An 18,029-nucleotide genomic window follows, 5' to 3' on the forward strand; every position below is an offset into this window, starting at 1 on the left:
TTTAACCTTCTATCAATATGTTATCAAATTCTCGTGCGACATTAATCCAATACCGCCCCTTTTCATCTACTTGTACTTTTGTATCAATACCATCGGTCTTCACCTTTTTCACTTGAAAAGGCAGACCGATCAATTGTAGTTTATATTCTTCGTATCGCTCAGTAAAAAGCCCATCTCGCGTTTGTTTGATCGATAAGGACTCTTTGAGCCCTGAAACCGTAAAACATTTTTCAAGATAAATATCTTGTTCATACGCAAAGGTGTCGCCATGATCTGAATACACATACGAACGGGTTACACCTTCAGCGAAGTAAACATTGAGCTGTAGCTCCTCAATTTTCTTTTCACCAGTATATTGCATCACCGGGTATTCAGGTATAACAGATCCTCCGCGAATGAAAATCGGCATTTCATCAATCGGCGTAGCGATGGTATGTTCCTTACCGCCCACGTAGATTTCATTATTGAAATAATAGAACCAAGTGCCCTCGGGTAGATAGACAATCTTGCTTTTTTGTCCTGGCTGCAATACCGGGGATACCAATATTTTATCCCCAAAACAGAATTCCTCCTCGCGTTGCCAGTTGGTCGGTATATGCTGCTCGACCATGGAAATCGGACGTAATATTGGAAAACCATACTTGGTCTGCTCCCAAAAACAGGTATAGATATACGGCAACAACTTATACCGGAGTTCGATAAATTTCCGATTGATCTTTTCCCAATCCTCCCCAAAACTCCAGGGCTCACGATCGCGGGTATCGCCGGCAGAATGCACACGCATAAAGGGCGAGAAAACGCCAAATTGCATCCATCGCGTAAATAACTCACCGTCGGGTTCGCCCGTAAATCCACCGATATCCGTTCCGCAGAAGGACATACCCGAAGTCGATAGACGCTGTAATTGCAAGGTCCCCAACTTGAGGTGTTCCCAACTCGCCAGATTGTCGCCGGTCCAAACCGAAGAATAGCGTTGTGTACCCGCATAAGCCGCTCGGGTAATGGTGAATGGGCGCTTGTTTTTATACAATTTCTTTAAGCCATCATACGTTGCCCGAACCATCTGCATGCCATAAATATTGTGTGCCTTGCGATGTGAACCCCGATGGCCATCGTACTGGTGACGTACATCGTCGGGGAATGTTCCGCGGCCAAATACCGCCGGCTCATTCATATCGTTCCAGAAGCCTGCAACACCATCTTCCACAAGCCCCTGGTATAATGTACCCCACCATTGGCGAACCTCCGGATTGGTAAAATCAGGAAATTGACAACGTCCGGGCCACACAAATCCTTCCATAAAATAATCGTCCCCTCGACGACAAAAATACCTATTTTCTTTCCCTTCCCTGAACACCCAGTAGTTCTCATCAACCTTAATACCCGGATCGATCATCACCACGGTTTTAAAACCATCATTGGCCAAATCGCTGATCATATTTTTAGGATTTGGGAAATACTGCTTATTCCAGGTAAAACAGCGGTATCCTTCCATATAATCGATATCAAGATAAATAGCATCACATGGAATCTGTCGCTTCCGAAACTCCTCTGCCACCTTCCGGACATTCGCTTCGGGATAGTAACTCCAACGACACTGGTGGTAACCAATTGCCCATAACGGTGGCAGGTAATGCGTACCTGTCAACGTATGATAACGACGGATAACATCGATAATATGCGGCCCGTGTATATAGTAGTACTGCAGTTCACCGCCTTCGGACCAAAAGCTTGTTTTTCCCGGATCTTCCGCCGCGAAATCAAAATACGTTTTAAAAGTATTGTCAAAGAATATGCCGTACGCTTCACCATCTTTTAAACCAATATAAAACGGAATAGTTTTATAAAGTGGATCCTGATCATAAGCAAAAGCATAAGTGTCTGAATTCCAGTTTTTAAGTCTTTTACCTCTCAGATTCAATTTAGTGGCCTTGTCCCCTAGTCCATAAAAAGCTTCATTTTCAAAGGCCACTTTCGTGCTATATACATAGTAACCTCCAAAATCGGGATTTTCCTCCCAGTGCATCGGTGCCAAATCAGCGTTAAACAGCTTCCCTGATCGGTCCGAAAAAGAAATCAAAAAGTCACTCTTATTGATCTTACAAGAAATTGTATTCGTATGAACCAGATAATGGTCAGCCTCTTCCTTACATTGATGTATACTAACACGGTGATCTTTCTTGGCTAAGGCATAAGAAAAATCCTCCAAAAAAGTTCCTTGTGGAGCCAGCCGCACCCTGACAATCTCGTCCGTGACGATCTTAATTTCTACCTTGGCTTTGCCGTCAGAAAAATAATAGGACTTATCGTTTTGATTGTGGGCTACTATGGTTTCAAGGTATTTCTTTTCAATTTTAGGTAAATCCAATACCGGATTATTCACATGATGCATACTCTCCAAAGTACCATCATTTTCCTCCTCATTTAGTGTGGTTTGATTTAGGTTGTCGTCTTCAAGCATAGTTGTAATATGTTAAAAAGTTTCTGAAGGCTTAATTCCTCTTTAAGATAGAAAATTAATCCTGCGCTGACAACAAAACACAAAAAAAAATCCCGCCTATTGGGATAGACGGAATTTTTTTCAATACCTGTGGATAAACTTCTACAGCTTACTTAATGAAATGCGCACGAAGCATCCAAGCCATCTTCTCATGCTTTTCTAATAATCCGACCAAAAAGTCCTCCGTACCATTATCCGCTGTTCCTTCAACTACGGAAAGATCGGCACGAATTGACATTGCTATGGATTCATGATCAGCCAACAATTCCTTATAATAGGACTGACTGTCGGTTTTTTCTGAAGTAGACTCCGTTAAACGAGTCAATTTCAAATATTTATCAAAGGTACCTACCGCATAATGCCCTAAAGTACGTACACGTTCTGCGACTTCATCGATCACTTCAGCTAGTTCATCGTATTGTGATTCCAAAAATAAGTGAGCAGCATGAAAATCCGCACCTTCCACATTCCAATGCGCGTTGCGCGTTTTCATGTAGATAATGTGTTCATCTGCCAACAGCACATTTAACAACTTTGCAACTTTTTTCAAGTCCGCATCTTTAATTCCAATTGAAGTTTTCATATGTATATTCTTTTGTTAACTATATGTTTTAAATGCTTAGTTAAATTTACCTAATAATGCAGTAAAAACCAAATAAAAAGCCACTCAAATTCACAATAATTACCTCAACCCACTATACCAAAACCGACTTGCATTTCGTATAGCTGTAAAAGGTTTGCGATACCGAAAAATGAAAATACCGAAACTGCACATACCTTGATCTTTGTAGTCAGCAATAAAGCTCAGACAATACCTTATATACAAAACATTTTAAACAAAAATCGATCAATCTATTATTTAAAGCACATAATGTTGTATTTTTGCGGACATCTTTATTTTGAGGGAGCGCTGCGGACAAAATGGACAACAATACATATTTTCATCAATTCAAACAGGATATTTCAGCTATTGAACTTCCGACACGATTTACTTTTCCATTTTGCTATGAACCGCACCCCCTTGCCGTCACCGCCGCACAAGAACTCCAATATTACATCGAAACCCAAGACGATTGGACCCACAATTTTGGCCTAGACGCCGCCGTGGAGGGACTCGCTATTGGAAAAATGTTCGGTGTTCTGGTTGTCAAAAACCAACACAATGAGCTTGGCTACCTTGCCGCTGTTTCGGGAAAACTGGCCGGGAGCAACAAACACCGGCATTTTGTCCCCCCCATCTTCGATATGTTGGAAGAAAACAGTTTTTTTCTAAACGAAGAGGTGCATCTCAATGCGCTGAACCGAAAAATAGAAAATCTTGAAACAGGTGAAGAGCTAGCAAATGCTCAACGTAATCTTGATCTATTAAAAAACGGATGGGATAAATCACTCGATGAGCTAAAATCGAAATTGAGAATTCAAAAGAAAGAACGCAAAGAAACCCGCACAAAATTAAAAGTCAGTTTATCGGATGCGGAGTATGAATTATTGATGGAAGACATGCGGAGCCAGAGTTTAAAAGACAAACAACAGCTTCAACGCTTTCAATATGAAATGCATTTGGCCCTGGAGACAGAAAGTAACCATTTACACCAATTGCTATCGACGATTACTGCGCTAAAAGAGGAACGCAAAATGCGCTCAGGAAATCTTCAAAAACAGCTTTTCGAACAATATAATTTTCGCAACGCGAAAGGGCAACATAAAAATGTAGTCAACATATTTCAGGAATTTGACCGCACAACACCGCCTGCCGGATCAGGGGAATGCGCAGCGCCAAAACTGCTGCAATATGCTTATGAAAACCAGTTGACACCTATTGCTTTGGCCGAATTTTGGTGGGGCTGCTCACCTGCATCTGAAATACGCAGACACAAAAACTACTACCCTGCCTGTCGCAAAAAATGTGAACCGATTTTAGGGTATATGCTCGAAGGCTTGGTCGTAGATCCCAATCCCATGCAACAGGAAACGACGTTGGATTTAGCACTTCCTCAACTTTACGAAGATGAGGATATCATCATCATCAACAAACCGGCCGAATTTCTGTCTGTCCCGGGAATATATGTAAAGGATTCGGTCTACAACCGTATTCTTCAACGCTACCCAAATGCGGGGCCAATTATTATCCACCGCCTCGACATGTCTACATCCGGCTTGTTGGTTGTTGCCAAAAACAAAGCGGCGCATAAATTTATTCAAGATCAATTTATACAACATACCATCAAAAAAACATACATTGCTTTACTGGATGGTATTATCGAAGCCGCATCAGGTTTGATCGATCTCCCACTTCGCGTAGATCTGGATGATAGACCACGGCAAATGGTCTGCTACACGTATGGCAAACCAGCGCAGACAAAATGGGAAAAAATTGCAATAACGAATAATCAAACGAGAGTCAGGTTTTACCCCTTGACTGGCCGCACCCATCAGCTTCGCATGCATGCCGTACATCCAAATGGCCTAAATACACCTATTGTTGGTGACGATCTCTATGGCAGAAAAGCCAATAGATTACATCTCCACGCCGCTTCAATTACCTTTATTCATCCTCGTTCCAAGCAAGAAATGACCTTCGAAATCGAGCCAGATTTTTGATACCGCTGACTATATCGTTACAAAAGTCAGCAAATAAAGCAATGGAAAATCATCGCCAAGTCAAAATGTAATGTAAAATTTATTGACCCAAATCAATAATTCAACGTAAACAATTAAAACACAGCTGTTTACACAAAAATGTAATTCGATTACTTTCCTTTATTACATTACAATAAAATTTTAATTATTCTTAATTTTTTGTTTCCTTTGTTCACTGATTTTTTGATTTTAATACCTATAAAGTCAAAAATAAAGTAGAAACAGGAAAACAATTTTGAATTTTCAAGATTATAGCAATATAATGAGAGCTAAAATAAACGCAACAACCTTCATAACTAAACTCTTTTTTTCGATCACGCTCGTGCTAACGGTGTCCATGGCTTTTGCCCAAAACAAAACCGTAACCGGTACAGTTAGAGATGCAAAGACCAAGAATCCCATACCCTATGCGACTGTAGCTGTAGTCGGCGCTCCTGCTTCTGCGGGAACCACAACATCGACCAATGCAAATGGTGAATACAAACTTGTCTTTCCCACATCTTATGTAAAAATCAGAGCAAGCTATATTGGCTATGACAGCAAGGATGCTTTTGTTACGAATGACGCCACGCAAACAAAAGAGATTTTGATGGATCAACAGGACAATATGTTGGAAGAGGTCGTTGTTAAGGCCAAAAAGAAAAAATACAGTAACAAGGATAATCCTGCGGTCGCATTGATCCGTAAAGTCATCGAGAATAAAGAAAAAAACAGGCTTTCGGGTCAACAATATGCGCAATTCGACCAATATGAGAAGATGTCTTTAGGGCTAAGCAATCTTTCGGAAAAATTTGTCAATAAAAAAATATTCAAAAATTATCAGTTTCTTTTTGAAACGGACGATTCGGCTAAAACAGCCAACAAATATGTATTGCCTGCTTTCATAGAAGAAAAAATGTCAAAAGTGTATTACCGAAAAGATCCAAGCAAAACCAAACAGTACATCCTTGGTAACCAACGGGCACAATTTGACCCTAAATTTATTGATAACGATGGTCTGACAGCCTACTTCAATAAACTGTACGAACAAGTTGATATTTATGACAACAACATTTCGTTGGTTACTAATCAGTTTTTAAGCCCAATAGCAAACTCCGCTCCTACTTTTTATAAGTTTTTTATTACGGACACGATTAAGACTGTACAACCTTGGTTGGTTGAATTAAGCTTTTTTCCGCGCAACAAGGCGGATATGTTGTTCAAAGGACAGCTGTACGTTACATTAGATGGAAATTATGCCGTGCAGGGCGCCAATATGACCGTAGCGGACGACATCAATTTAAATTTCGTACGTGACCTCCAGATACAGCTTAAATTTGAAAAAGATAGCAAAAGTCGCTTCTACTTAAAAACAAGTACACTAGGTATTGATTTTTCATTAACAGAGAAAGGTATGGGAATCCGTGGAAGCCGAACTGTAGATTACAACAATTACAAAGTTGGCATCCAGCAACCGGACAGCATCTATGATGGCCCGTCCACGGTCATTGCCTACAATGTCGAAAACAAGAAAGCGACAAAGACATTGTTTGAAACACAACGTCCACTTGCCCTTGCACAAAACGAACTGAACATCTATCATAATATCGATACGTTACAAAAGATTCCTTCATTCCGTACGTTTATGGATATTGCAGCGTTATTGCTTTCAGGATACAAACAAGCTGGCCCGGTTGAAATCGGCCCTGTGAATACATTCTATAGCTTTAATCCCGTAGAAGGGTTCCGTTTACGTGTCGGTGGCCGTACGACAGAATCGTTAAGCAAGCGTTTCTATGCTGAAAGTTATGCGGCTTATGGTTTTAAAGATCAAAAGTGGAAATACTTTTTCAGCGGAACGTACGCGTTCAACAACAAATCTGTCTACTCTTTCCCGATGCACTACATCAGGGCCTCTTATAAAAAGGATACAAAGATTCCGGGACAAAAACTGGAGTTTATTCAGGAAGACAACTTCTTGTTATCTTTCAAACGCGGAGATAATGACCGTTACATTTATGAGACAAACTATGGCTTAGAGTATAAAAAAGAATTTTTAAATCACCTGGCTATTGGCGCTGCTTTCAATATCAACAGACAAACACCTGCTGGAAGTCTGACTTATCAAATGGTCGATGCCAACAATGAAAGTAGACTGTTCAATGAACTGAACTCGACCGAAGTGTCTGTAAATTTCAGATACGCTCCGCATGAAGAGTTTTATCAAGGCAAGATTTACCGGACACCTATATTCAATCAATATCCGATCTTCACGTTCAATTATACCGCTGGAATCAAAGGATTAGCGAAGGGTGAATACAATTATCACAACTTTAATGTTGGTGCATTCAAACGCTTTTATTTTAGTCAATTTGGATTTGCTGACGTAACAGCTGAGGGCAACTATATTGCAGGAAAAGAGATCCCATTCCCTTTCTTGACAATCCACCGCGCCAATCAGACTTATGCTTATCAATTGAACTCGTATAACTTGATGAACTTCCTTGAGTTTGTGAGTGACCATAATGCCTCATTGAACGTGCAGTATTATATGAACGGTTTCCTTTTGAACAAGATTCCGTTGATCAAAAAACTTAAATTACGCGAAGTATTTAGCTTCAAAGGGGTATACGGTGGACTGCGTAAAGAAAACAATCCTGATGACCCTAACTATGGCTCAAAGGTATTCACTTGGCAGCACAATGCAGATGGTGTGCAAAGTTCCTATACGTTCGGTTCAGAACCTTATATGGAAGCAAGTATCGGTCTATCCAACATTTTCAAAATATTACGTGTAGACTACGTAAAACGTCTAAACTATCTTGATCACGTCGATGCACCAGCCTGGGGTATTCGTGCACGGGTCAGATTTGACTTCTAATAGTTTCCATAAATTTATAGTATAATTTGAAGCCCTGTTCATACAAATGACAGGGCTTCTTTTTTGCCCTATGCTTCCGAAATACGGGTCCTCAACTACCATCTCCACCTGGAGGATAAGTAGGTGGAATAGATGGTAGTGATGGATATGATGGCCGTGACGGTGGAAAACCTAGATTACTTGATGGGGGTGGCACATTCACGATAAGGTTCGCGGTAAGATTCGGACCTGCTTCGGACGAGGTTCGTACCTGCTTCGGACAAGCAACAGATATTAAACAGGTGCTGTACAGTTGTTGAACAGACCTCGAACAGGAATTATCTGGTCAAGGTTTGGTCAATATATGTTACAAGACTGCTCCCGTCCGAAGCTGGTACGAACACAATACGAAGACAATATGAAGAAAGCCCCTCTACATTAGCCCTGGAGACACAAAAAGGGATGTTTTATCAAAAAAAATCCCCCTTGCACAGAACAAGGAGGATAAAATTAGAATATGACGATGGTTAGTTTTTATGTTTAAATGCATCCAAACCACTTTGCAGGAACGCCTTGTACTCTTCTACATTGTAGTTGGCACCGCGCTGAGGCACCAGTTTTTTGCCCGTCGGATCGACAATTACATACAGCGGTTGTGAATTGCTATCAAATGTAGCAGCTTGAAAATCGCTGTTTTTTTTACCGATTGTATTGATCTTTTTGCCACTATATTTGGAAACAAATTGTTCGTTGGCAGCCAGCTCGGTCTTATCGTCCACAAAAAGTTCAGCCATAACAAACTCTTCTTTTAATAATTTGGCCACAGCTTGGTCTGTCCAGACATTCGCTTCCATTTTACGACAATTGACACAATTCCAACCCGTAAAATCGATTAATACGGGCTTGTTTAATTCTTTAGCCGTAGCTAATGCCTGGTCGTAATCATAATAAGGATCAAATCCTTTTGGCGTGCCTCTTTCATGAAAAATTTCAGCATATTTTTTCACCTTCCCGTCTGAATGTGCAGCAGCACCAGCACTTACACCCGAAGAAAGATCAAAGTCTTGTGTTGCCGATGGTGGTAAAAAAGCAGAAATCGATTTTAAAGGTGCACCCCATAAACCGGGCACCATATAGACTACAAAAGAAAAAACAACAATTGCCAAGATCGTTCTAGGAACAGATAGGAATTTCAGCTCACTGTCATGGGAGAACTTTATCTTGCCGATCAAGTATAGACCCATCAAAGCAAAAATAGCAATCCATAGCGACAGGAACACCTCTCTATCCAACCAGTTCCAGTGGTAAGCTAAATCGACATTGCATAAAAATTTCAATGCTAAAGCGAGTTCCAAAAATCCCAAGACTACTTTCACACTATTCAGCCACCCCCCCGATTTCGGTAAGGATTTCAGCATGGAAGGAAACATAGCGAACAAACCAAAAGGAATGGCCAGGGCAATGGAGAATCCCAACATCCCAATTGCTGGACCTAATCTTTCCCCTTTCGAAGCTGCCTCAACCAACAGCGTCCCAATAATCGGTCCTGTACAAGAAAATGAAACCAATGACAAGCTAAAGGCCATAAAGAACAAGCCGACTAAGCCACCTTTATCTGATTTGGCATCCATTTTATTGACAAAGGAGCTTGGTAAAGTAATTTCAAATGCACCAAAAAAAGAAGCCGCAAATCCAACCAACAACAAAAAGAAAATGAAGTTAAAGATGCCGTTAGTCGAAAGCGCATTGAGTGCATCAGATCCGAATGCAATCGTGATAATCATCCCCAAGGCTACATAAATCACAATAATAAATAATCCATACAACAGGGCTTTACTGATACCACTTGCACGACTCCCTGCCTGTTTGGTAAAATAACTCACCGTCAGGGGTAACATCGGAAAAATACAAGGCATCAATAATGCTGCAAAACCACCTATAAGGCCTGCAATAAAGATACTCCACAATGATTTCTTTTCTGCCCCAGCAGCTTTTTCACCACTTGCTACTGCCGCTACTGTGGTCTTGTTTGAGTCGACCTTTACGGTAGCGGTATCCGGAGATTCCTCAAAAGATAGTGAATCGGGACTTATCGTACCATCCGTAAACTCAAGCCCCTCCAACTTGTTTGTTATTGTATCCGCTTGGGCAAACATGGCCACAGGCGCTATCAGCAACATGAGAAGGATAAATAATTTGAAATTGACTTTCATTTTGTGTTATTCTTAGGTATATATTGGTTTTTGAATAAATGAAACCCGAGGAGCTAGAGACTCCCCGAGTTAACTATAAACATATGAAACTAAATCTTTTTAGGCTCCAAATACTGGATTTGCCAGTCTGCAAATAGGTTGAAAACCCGAAAAATCAACGTCTGTAGAAAGATATCCTTCTTTTACTGGCTCCTCTTTCACCAAATCAGTACTTAGGTATTTTTTGTTATCATCGCAAAGTAGCGTCACCACGACAGCTTCATCACCCAATTCCTGTTGTAATTTAATCGCTCCGATTACATTTGCTCCGGAAGAGATACCAACAGCCAATCCCAATTGACGTGACAGCTTCTGCGCCATGATAATGGAGTCGCCATCATTCGCACAAACGACAGTATCGAGTTCATCTAAATCCACAATAGCAGGAATAAATTCATCAGATATTCCCTGAATACGGTGTGAACCTACTTTATGTCCTGTAGTCAAGGTTGGACTTTCTGCCGGTTCCAGTGGATGTACACGGACATTTGGGTTTACCTTTCTTAAGCTTCTCCCCACACCCATTACTGTACCACCAGTTCCCACACCAGCAACAAAAGCATCAGCTACTAAGCCCTGTTCTTCCAGTTGCTTTACAATCTCGTAACCTGTGGTTTTCTCATGCGCTTCGGCATTATATTGATTCTCAAATTGCCGTGGAAGAAAAACACCGCCTTTCGCAGCAAGCTCTTCACTTAAACGAATACTTCCTAAAAAACCACCTTCTTCTTTGCTTATCAACTGAATATCCGCTCCCATACTTCGAATAATATCGGTACGCTCCTTACTCAGCCAGTTAGGCATAATAATCTTTACTTGATGACCAAGCGCTTTGCCGATTGCTGAAAAAGCAATCCCTGTATTTCCACTTGTGGCTTCAATAACAACATCAGTCGGGCGAATCTGACAATTCATATAAGCTTTATATAAAATATAAAGAGCCATCCTATCTTTAATGCTACCGGTCAGATTGTAGTTCTCACATTTTACGAAAATTCGTCCGGGTTTACCTTTGTAAGTATACTGTAGTTCCAACATTGGCGTATTTCCAACTAATCGCCACAGATGTTTAAACCTCTTGTCCAATGCAGGTGACAAACACGCACTTAATAATTCTTGTTCAGCCATTTCTTGTAAATGATTATTCTGTTGCAAAATTGACCAATGACAAGATAATATTCAATACATCACCATAATTTCAATAAAAATTAAATTAAAAGTCATAAAAACCAATAAATAATTCAGAACATTAGCGTATTTTTACACTCGTACCGAAAATATTCAGATTATGGAATTGGATGATATCGATGTAAAATTATTGCGCCTCCTACAGCAAGATGCCTCAATGAGTAATAAAGCGCTATCCTTTGAACTCAACAAATCTATTGCAGCTGTTCATGAACGTGTTAGAAAGCTAAAGCGGTTGGGCTACATCAAAAAAACGGTGGCAATTTTGGATCGCCACAAAATAGGCATTGGGTTAATTTCATTTTCCCAGGTTTTTCTCAAGGCGCATACGTTTGAGGTGTTGAATGAATTCGAAAAAGAGGTGGCTAAATTTCCCGAGGTGATGGAATGCTACCAAATGGCAGGCTCTTACGACTTTATGTTACGTATAGCAACCAAAGATATGGATGCTTATCATATTTTTCTGCGGCATCGACTGGCTGTATTACCTCAAGTAAACACCGTACAGACCTACTTTGTATTATCGGAGACAAAAAGCGAGACGGCTTATCCCCTTTAATTTTTGTCTTAAAAACGAAGGAATATTGCTGTTATGTGCAATAGCATTATTGCACATAACAGCAATGAAAAAATAATTAATCGAATAACAAGGTACCCGTCACATTCCAGCTACTGAAACTTGTTCCTTCAGGTGCTCCCTGTGGGATCTGTACCTGCATCGTATGGTCTCCAGCTTTTAAATCCCCTAGATCAATATAGATCGGTGGTGTTACTGTACCTGGACACCAATTGGAGCGACTCAGATCGGATGAAGACAACCCTGTAGCAAAATTGCCTGAAGCGGGGTTCGACAAACGATACGAACCGCAATCATTGCGCCAAGGGGTGTATTTAAAGAGCAATGCATCGTTTAGGAAAATGCGGTTTTCTTTAGGCACAAACTCATCACCATTGCCCCAGCCTCCATGCCCTGTGGTAATGTAGCGTAATTGCACGTTTTTAGCATCCTGGTCCAAATGAAATGAAACAGTAAGACCTTTCTCCTTGTCAAACATAGATCCATACTCCTGACCGCCCATTTCCATGACATTGGTCGTCGTAAATAAAGACATCGCCTTTTTCAGACTGCCTTTTGACTCGGCATCGAAGCCCGGATGTATCGTCAGCTCCACACTAACCTCATGTCCATTTTTATCATAGTTACCAATGAAGGCCCCCACATAGACCTCCTGCTCGCTCAACATACCTGCCAATTCGGTTACGTCCTGACGGTACAGCACTGAGTCTTGCCAAACCTTATCCTTTAACTGAAGATAGTTAAACTGCTTAACACCAAATGGTGTAAAGAAACGCATCAATTCAACAATAGGCTCAAAGGATGTTGTTTTTACAACCCCTTGATAGGCTTTACCATTGCCATTTTCATACTTAGGAAGGGTATTCATACCATTTTTCATGCCATCCAAAAAGCTCTGTGCCTTATTGGTCGGGATGATAAAAACTGATCCAGTGCGATCATAGGCATCACCTTTCGATTGTTCGACCAACTGCACAAATACATTGTCGCTTGTCTTTATTTTTGGGATTTTCACCTTTTTTACCAAAACTGTCCCATTAGCAAAACGTAAAATAGAATCCGATTTCACATCATCTGCAAAACGTATTCTTTCCTTCCGAAAAACAGGTATTTGAATAAAACGGTTCTTCCAGATGAGATCTTTGTAAGAAAGTTCGTCGTAAGGTTTTTCATTTCCTTTCAGCCTCAGTTGATCCGGTATAGTCTTTACCTTTTCTACTTTAGTGGCAAAAGTCCGTGTATTCCCATTGCGGATTACCTCGAGTACCAGACCAAGGTCCTGACCAAGTTCCGTGGGTGCACCTTTGACCCCTAATTTATCGGTATACCAAACTTCTATTTTATTGGAATTGATGCTCGTCTCCACTTTTTTACAGGGATAGCCCAATATTGTTTTAGTCTCGTTTGTGGCGTTAAATTTTTGCTTCGAAAGTGCGAGCGAATCTTTGGTTAGAATGATTGATCCGTCTTTGAGTTTAGCAATTTTAAGTAAAGCATTGCCTCCAGCACGCTCCACCACAACCCGTTCGTATGGCGGCGCCAACTGTCCATTCATTTCTTTTGCCGAACTAACAAAAGTCTCCTTTTCATTGGCATAGACTAGAATGGCATTTTGATTGGCAGCTGTATTCCCATTGAAACTTTGATTATATTGAATGACATAATTCGACAGCTTTTGCGCCTGCGAAGACAATGACAAACATAAAATAGACGTGAAAAGAATACTTTTCTTCATAGCATGTGTTTTGGTTTAGATGCAAAAATAAGAAAGGCTTTAGGAATTCCTAAAGCCTTTCTTATTTTATGCTAAAACGTTTATTTGATCAACCAGATATCCAAGAGGTAAAATACCGCAAAAATCACCGAGGCATAACCGTTGGTTGTCATAAAGTCGCGATTGACCCGACTTAAATTAGTCGATGAAAACAGGGTATGCTGGTAAATCAGCAACGCCCCATAAAAGACCACACCTAAATAATAAATCCAACCTACAGACATCAAAAATGCTGGTATTAAAATAAATATAAAAGAAAGCACATGCAGACATTCCGAAACGCGCATAGCTCCTTTCGTTCCTAACCACACGGGTATAGAATTAAGATGATTGGCCCGATCAAAGGCTTCGTCCTGTAAAGCGTAAATAATATCGAAGCCACTCACCCAAGTCAACACAGCGAAACCATAAAGTACCGGAACGGTCGCAAATTGTCCTGTAATAACCATATATGCGCCTATTGGAGCCAATCCCAGCCCTGCCCCCAATACAAGATGGCATAAGGGCGTTATGCGCTTTGTATAGGAGTAAAAAAGCACAACAAAAAGTGCAATGGGCGACAACATAAAGCAAAGAGAATTGATAAAATACGTAGCTGCAATAAAAATCAAGCAATTTACCAGCGTAAAAACCAATGCATTTTTAGCGGAAATTTTTCCAGCAGGAATATCACGCATGGCCGTTCTTGGATTAATGGCATCAATATCTCTATCCAGATAACGATTGAATGCCATGGCAGCATTACGGGCCGTCACCATACAAACGAGCATCAAAACCAATAATTTCCACGAAAAGGCATAGTCTGTTGTGTGCAATGCCAAAAAGAAGCCAATAAAGGCAAATGGCAATGCAAATACACTATGGGCAAATAAAACTAAGGATAAGTATTTTTTCATCTGAACTTAAAATCTAGCTAAAACTGTTCGTTTCCGTCGAGTTCAGGGCGAACAAATCGGCCATTAACTTCATCGATAGCTTCTAAAATAGGCTCATGCCCCATTTTCTTCTCCGCAGACGTTAGGAAAATTGGCGGCACCTCCTCAAACCATTGGAGCAATGATTTTTTAAATTTCGCAATATTCGCATCGGATTTAACAGTCGATTGCTTATCGGCTTTGGTGAAAACCAACATAAATGGTAAACCGCATTCGCCCAACCAATAGCAAAAATCAAGATCAATCTTTTGTGGTTCATGACGGCTATCCACCAACACAAAAACACATTGCAAATTGTCCCGATGGGTAAGATACCGACGGATGAACTTTTCCCATTCATTACGACTTGTTTTAGAGGCCTTAGCAAAACCATAACCTGGCAAATCCACCAAATACCATGTATCGTCGATGATAAAATGATTGATCAACTGCGTCTTACCAGGTTTCTGGGAGGTCTTGGCAAGTCCTTTCTTGTTGGTCATTGCATTGATCAACGATGATTTACCGACATTTGAACGTCCGATAAACGCATATTCCGGCAAATTGGGTGCAGGTAATTTGTCAACTCTCGTGTTACTGCACACGAATTCGGCTTTTTTCACTTCCATGGAACAAAGGTACGTTAAATGAATCCCTTTGACAAGATTTGTACGGCTTCTATTCCATAAAAAAGCTTGACTTCCGATTTTATGGGCAGGATAATAAAATGTCCCTAATTATTTTTAACTTTCACTACAAACGATTAGTCAAACGAATAAGCGTATTCCGAAGCGGCATTATGCAATCGGAGAACGATGTAGTATTAACCAAATAAAAGAAGTCCTGCATGTAATAAGAAAACCTGTATGAATATAAAGAGGCCTGCACGTAATAAAAGAAGGCCAGTGCAAAGAACGGAAACATCACCCTGCATAAAATTTTTTAAGGGCGCTGTAACAATTCAGCTGTACAAGATACTAACTACATAAATAAACGTCAGTCTTTGGAAAAAAAGCAATGTTCTTAAAAACCCAAAGAACGAATAAATTAAACCTTAAAATAGATGTTACTCGAAATCAATCATGTCACCAAAGATTACGCCAATCACCGTGCATTGGACGATGTATCCATTCAAATCCCAAAGGGTAAGATTTTTGGGCTATTGGGGCCAAACGGGGCTGGAAAAACATCCCTGATCCGTATTATTAACCAAATTACCGCCCCCGATTCCGGCGAAATTCTGTTTAATGGCGAAGCGTTGGGGCCACAGCATATTGCTCAAATCGGCTATTTACCCGAAGAGCGGGGTTTGTATAAAAAAATGAAAATCGGTGATCAAATGTTGTATTTGGCACAGCTTAAGGGGCTTTCCAAGCGAGAAGCCTTAGCACGCATCCGAGATTGGTGCCAGCGCCTGGACATCACATCCTGGTTAGACAAAAAGATAGAAGATCTCAGTAAAGGTATGCAGCAAAAAGTACAATTTGTCGCTACAGTCATCCACCAACCACAATTGATTATCTTAGATGAGCCCTTTTCGGGATTTGATCCCGTAAATGCCAATATCATAAAAGAACAGATTCTCCGCTTAAATCAAGAAGGTGCGACCATTATATTTTCCACACACCGCATGGAGACTGTGGAAGAGCTTTGCGATAATATTGCCCTCATCAATCGATCGAAAAAAATACTGGATGGTTCTGTACAAGCGATTAAAAAAGAATACCGAAATCAAACCTATCGATTGGAATATACAGCAAGCGAAGATAATTTTCTTCTGTCCGACGACACCCTATTTAAGGTCATCACGTCAACAAAGCATGAAAAAACATACATCACTACAATTCAACTAAATAACAACAGTCATATCAATGATGTATTAATGCGTTTCATCCCCAAAATACAGCTCAATCAACTCATTGAAATCGTTCCCTCAATGGCGGATATTTTCATCCAAAAAGTCACACAAGTATCACCTACAGCTAACGATCATGCATAAAATATTACTTATCATCCAACGGGAATACCTATCACGTGTCAAGAAAAAATCTTTTATTGTCATGACTTTTGCCGTGCCCCTGTTCTTTTTCGCACTGTATGCAGGCATGTTTTATCTGACAAAAAAGAGCTTTAAAGATTCGCACACCGAAGTCTTTATTTTAGATGAGCAAGGCGACTTTGCCAGCAGACTCCAAAGCAATAAAAATGTAAGTTATACGGTATCCAAATTGGACCTGCAGGCCCAAAAAGTGCAGCTTACACAAAGCGAAGGGAAACAGTCGATCCTTTATATTCCAAAAGATATTTTAACAAGCAAACGAGCCGAACTGATTACCGGCGGCAAGACAAGTTTTGTCACACAGGAGATCATTAGCGGCCAATTGGAAGAGATCATCCGTGAAAAGGAATATAAAGCCAAGGGAATCGACCTGCAGATTATCCAGTCCATTAAGCCCAAAGTCACCATCGATGCAAAAGAATTAACAGCAGACGGTGAAGAAAAGAACAGCAATACAGCCATTGCAATGGGTCTTGGTGTCGCTTTGGCTATCTTAGTATACCTATCCCTGTTTCTCTATGGTGCCCAGGTAATGCGTGGTATTATCGAAGAAAAAAGCAACCGCATCATCGAAGTCATTATTTCCTCGGTCAAACCCTTTCAGCTCATGATGGGTAAAATTGTTGGGATCGGTATGGTTGGACTGACGCAATTTGTCATGTGGCTCGTGCTTACAGGAGGCCTTTTTATCACGGCAACACTCCTATTTGTCAATTCTCAGGATATGCAGGAGGTTGCGGCAAGCCAACCTGGAGCGGGTAATATGAGTACCGTATCAAAAGCAATGGCCCAGAATGATTCTGCTTCTATCCTTACGTCGATCCAAAGCTTTAATTTCACGGAAGTCATCATTTTCTTCTTTCTGTTTTTTATTGCCGGATATCTGCTGTATAGTGCTATTTTCGCTGCTGCTGGTTCAGCTGTCGACAATGAAACAGAGGCCAATCAGTTTTCAATGCCCATTACCATGCCTTTGCTATTAACCTATATTCTTTCTTTTGGCGTCATTATCAATGATCCCAATGGACCGATTGCAACATGGTTAAGCTTTATTCCATTCACCTCTCCCATCGCTATGCTCGTTCGCATACCTTTTGGTGTACCCCTGTGGCAGATTCTGACCTCACTGACCTTGCTCATACTGACCTTCTTATTTGTGACCTGGGTTGCTGCCCGCATCTATCGTGTCGGTATTTTGATCTATGGTAAAAAAGCAAGTCTCAAAGAAATCATCAAATGGTTCAATTACAAAAGCTAGCCGTATTCTGAACCAGCTGTGCATAACT

Annotated in this window: 12 protein-coding genes; 5 read left to right on the forward strand and 7 right to left on the reverse strand. The window is 40.7% G+C overall.

Going from position 1 to position 18,029, the window contains the following annotated elements:
• Position 1 precedes the first annotated feature (1 nt).
• Both OK025_RS24745 and OK025_RS24750 read right to left on the reverse strand, forming a co-directional pair.
• Positions 2-2,461, reverse strand: a complete 2,460-nt coding sequence (locus tag OK025_RS24745; protein ID WP_411567683.1) for a glycoside hydrolase family 31 protein — start codon at positions 2,459-2,461, stop codon at positions 2-4.
• Between the two features lie 148 nt (positions 2,462-2,609).
• The gene (locus tag OK025_RS24750; protein WP_153846887.1) at positions 2,610-3,083 is read right to left on the reverse strand and encodes a Dps family protein; all 474 of its coding nucleotides are present in this window, start codon (positions 3,081-3,083) and stop codon (positions 2,610-2,612) included.
• A 338-nt stretch (positions 3,084-3,421) separates the two neighbouring features.
• Between OK025_RS24750 and OK025_RS24755 the strand changes: the two genes are divergently transcribed.
• Entirely contained in the window at positions 3,422-5,101 is a 1,680-nt protein-coding gene (locus OK025_RS24755) for an RluA family pseudouridine synthase (protein ID WP_317667408.1), read from the forward strand.
• Between the two features lie 301 nt (positions 5,102-5,402).
• Positions 5,403-8,000, forward strand: coding sequence for a DUF5686 and carboxypeptidase-like regulatory domain-containing protein (locus OK025_RS24760; RefSeq protein WP_317667409.1), 2,598 nt, complete (start codon positions 5,403-5,405; stop codon positions 7,998-8,000).
• Positions 8,001-8,506: 506 nt separating this feature from the next.
• On the opposite strand, the gene OK025_RS24765 is transcribed toward OK025_RS24760, so the two are convergent.
• Positions 8,507-10,192, reverse strand: coding sequence for a protein-disulfide reductase DsbD family protein (locus tag OK025_RS24765; protein ID WP_317667410.1), 1,686 nt, complete (start codon positions 10,190-10,192; stop codon positions 8,507-8,509).
• 99 nt (positions 10,193-10,291) lie between these two features.
• Complete coding sequence (locus OK025_RS24770; protein ID WP_120334692.1) at positions 10,292-11,359, reverse strand: PLP-dependent cysteine synthase family protein; 1,068 nt, start codon at positions 11,357-11,359, stop codon at positions 10,292-10,294.
• Between the two features lie 157 nt (positions 11,360-11,516).
• Between OK025_RS24770 and OK025_RS24775 the strand changes: the two genes are divergently transcribed.
• Positions 11,517-11,978 carry an Lrp/AsnC family transcriptional regulator gene (locus tag OK025_RS24775; protein WP_248933805.1) on the forward strand — a complete coding sequence of 154 codons (462 nt, stop codon included), beginning with the start codon at positions 11,517-11,519 and terminating at the stop codon, positions 11,976-11,978.
• A 76-nt stretch (positions 11,979-12,054) separates the two neighbouring features.
• Here the strand turns inward: OK025_RS24775 and OK025_RS24780 are convergent, their stop codons facing one another.
• The 3 genes from OK025_RS24780 to yihA all read right to left on the reverse strand — a co-directional run bounded on the left by OK025_RS24780 (position 12,055) and on the right by yihA (position 15,313).
• Entirely contained in the window at positions 12,055-13,731 is a 1,677-nt protein-coding gene (locus OK025_RS24780) for a PNGase F N-terminal domain-containing protein (protein WP_317667412.1), read from the reverse strand.
• Between the two features lie 80 nt (positions 13,732-13,811).
• Positions 13,812-14,666 carry a UbiA-like polyprenyltransferase gene (locus OK025_RS24785; RefSeq protein WP_317667413.1) on the reverse strand — a complete coding sequence of 285 codons (855 nt, stop codon included), beginning with the start codon at positions 14,664-14,666 and terminating at the stop codon, positions 13,812-13,814.
• A gap of 17 nt (positions 14,667-14,683) precedes the next feature.
• Positions 14,684-15,313 carry a ribosome biogenesis GTP-binding protein YihA/YsxC gene (gene yihA, locus OK025_RS24790; RefSeq protein WP_075991997.1) on the reverse strand — a complete coding sequence of 210 codons (630 nt, stop codon included), beginning with the start codon at positions 15,311-15,313 and terminating at the stop codon, positions 14,684-14,686.
• 434 nt (positions 15,314-15,747) lie between these two features.
• Between yihA and OK025_RS24795 the strand changes: the two genes are divergently transcribed.
• A complete protein-coding gene (locus OK025_RS24795; RefSeq protein ID WP_317667416.1) occupies positions 15,748-16,683 on the forward strand; it encodes an ABC transporter ATP-binding protein in 936 nt (311 codons plus the stop codon).
• Positions 16,676-18,001, forward strand: a complete 1,326-nt coding sequence (locus OK025_RS24800) for an ABC transporter permease (protein ID WP_317667417.1) — start codon at positions 16,676-16,678, stop codon at positions 17,999-18,001. Before OK025_RS24795 ends, OK025_RS24800 begins: the two co-directional genes overlap by 8 nt.
• The last annotated feature ends 28 nt before the right edge of the window (positions 18,002-18,029 follow it).

The sequence above is a fragment of the Sphingobacterium sp. UGAL515B_05 genome, assembly GCF_033097525.1.
GTDB lineage: Bacteria > Bacteroidota > Bacteroidia > Sphingobacteriales > Sphingobacteriaceae > Sphingobacterium.

Coding starts and splice junctions, on each gene's coding strand:
- OK025_RS24745 (WP_411567683.1), bottom strand. CDS start 2,461: ATGCTTGAAGACGACAACCTAAATCAAACCACACTAAATGAGGAGGAA.
- OK025_RS24750 (WP_153846887.1), bottom strand. CDS start 3,083: ATGAAAACTTCAATTGGAATTAAAGATGCGGACTTGAAAAAAGTTGCA.
- OK025_RS24755 (WP_317667408.1), top strand. CDS start 3,422: ATGGACAACAATACATATTTTCATCAATTCAAACAGGATATTTCAGCT.
- OK025_RS24760 (WP_317667409.1), top strand. CDS start 5,403: ATGAGAGCTAAAATAAACGCAACAACCTTCATAACTAAACTCTTTTTT.
- OK025_RS24765 (WP_317667410.1), bottom strand. CDS start 10,192: ATGAAAGTCAATTTCAAATTATTTATCCTTCTCATGTTGCTGATAGCG.
- OK025_RS24770 (WP_120334692.1), bottom strand. CDS start 11,359: ATGGCTGAACAAGAATTATTAAGTGCGTGTTTGTCACCTGCATTGGAC.
- OK025_RS24780 (WP_317667412.1), bottom strand. CDS start 13,731: ATGAAGAAAAGTATTCTTTTCACGTCTATTTTATGTTTGTCATTGTCT.
- OK025_RS24785 (WP_317667413.1), bottom strand. CDS start 14,666: ATGAAAAAATACTTATCCTTAGTTTTATTTGCCCATAGTGTATTTGCA.
- yihA (WP_075991997.1), bottom strand. CDS start 15,313: ATGGAAGTGAAAAAAGCCGAATTCGTGTGCAGTAACACGAGAGTTGAC.
- OK025_RS24795 (WP_317667416.1), top strand. CDS start 15,748: ATGTTACTCGAAATCAATCATGTCACCAAAGATTACGCCAATCACCGT.
- OK025_RS24800 (WP_317667417.1), top strand. CDS start 16,676: ATGCATAAAATATTACTTATCATCCAACGGGAATACCTATCACGTGTC.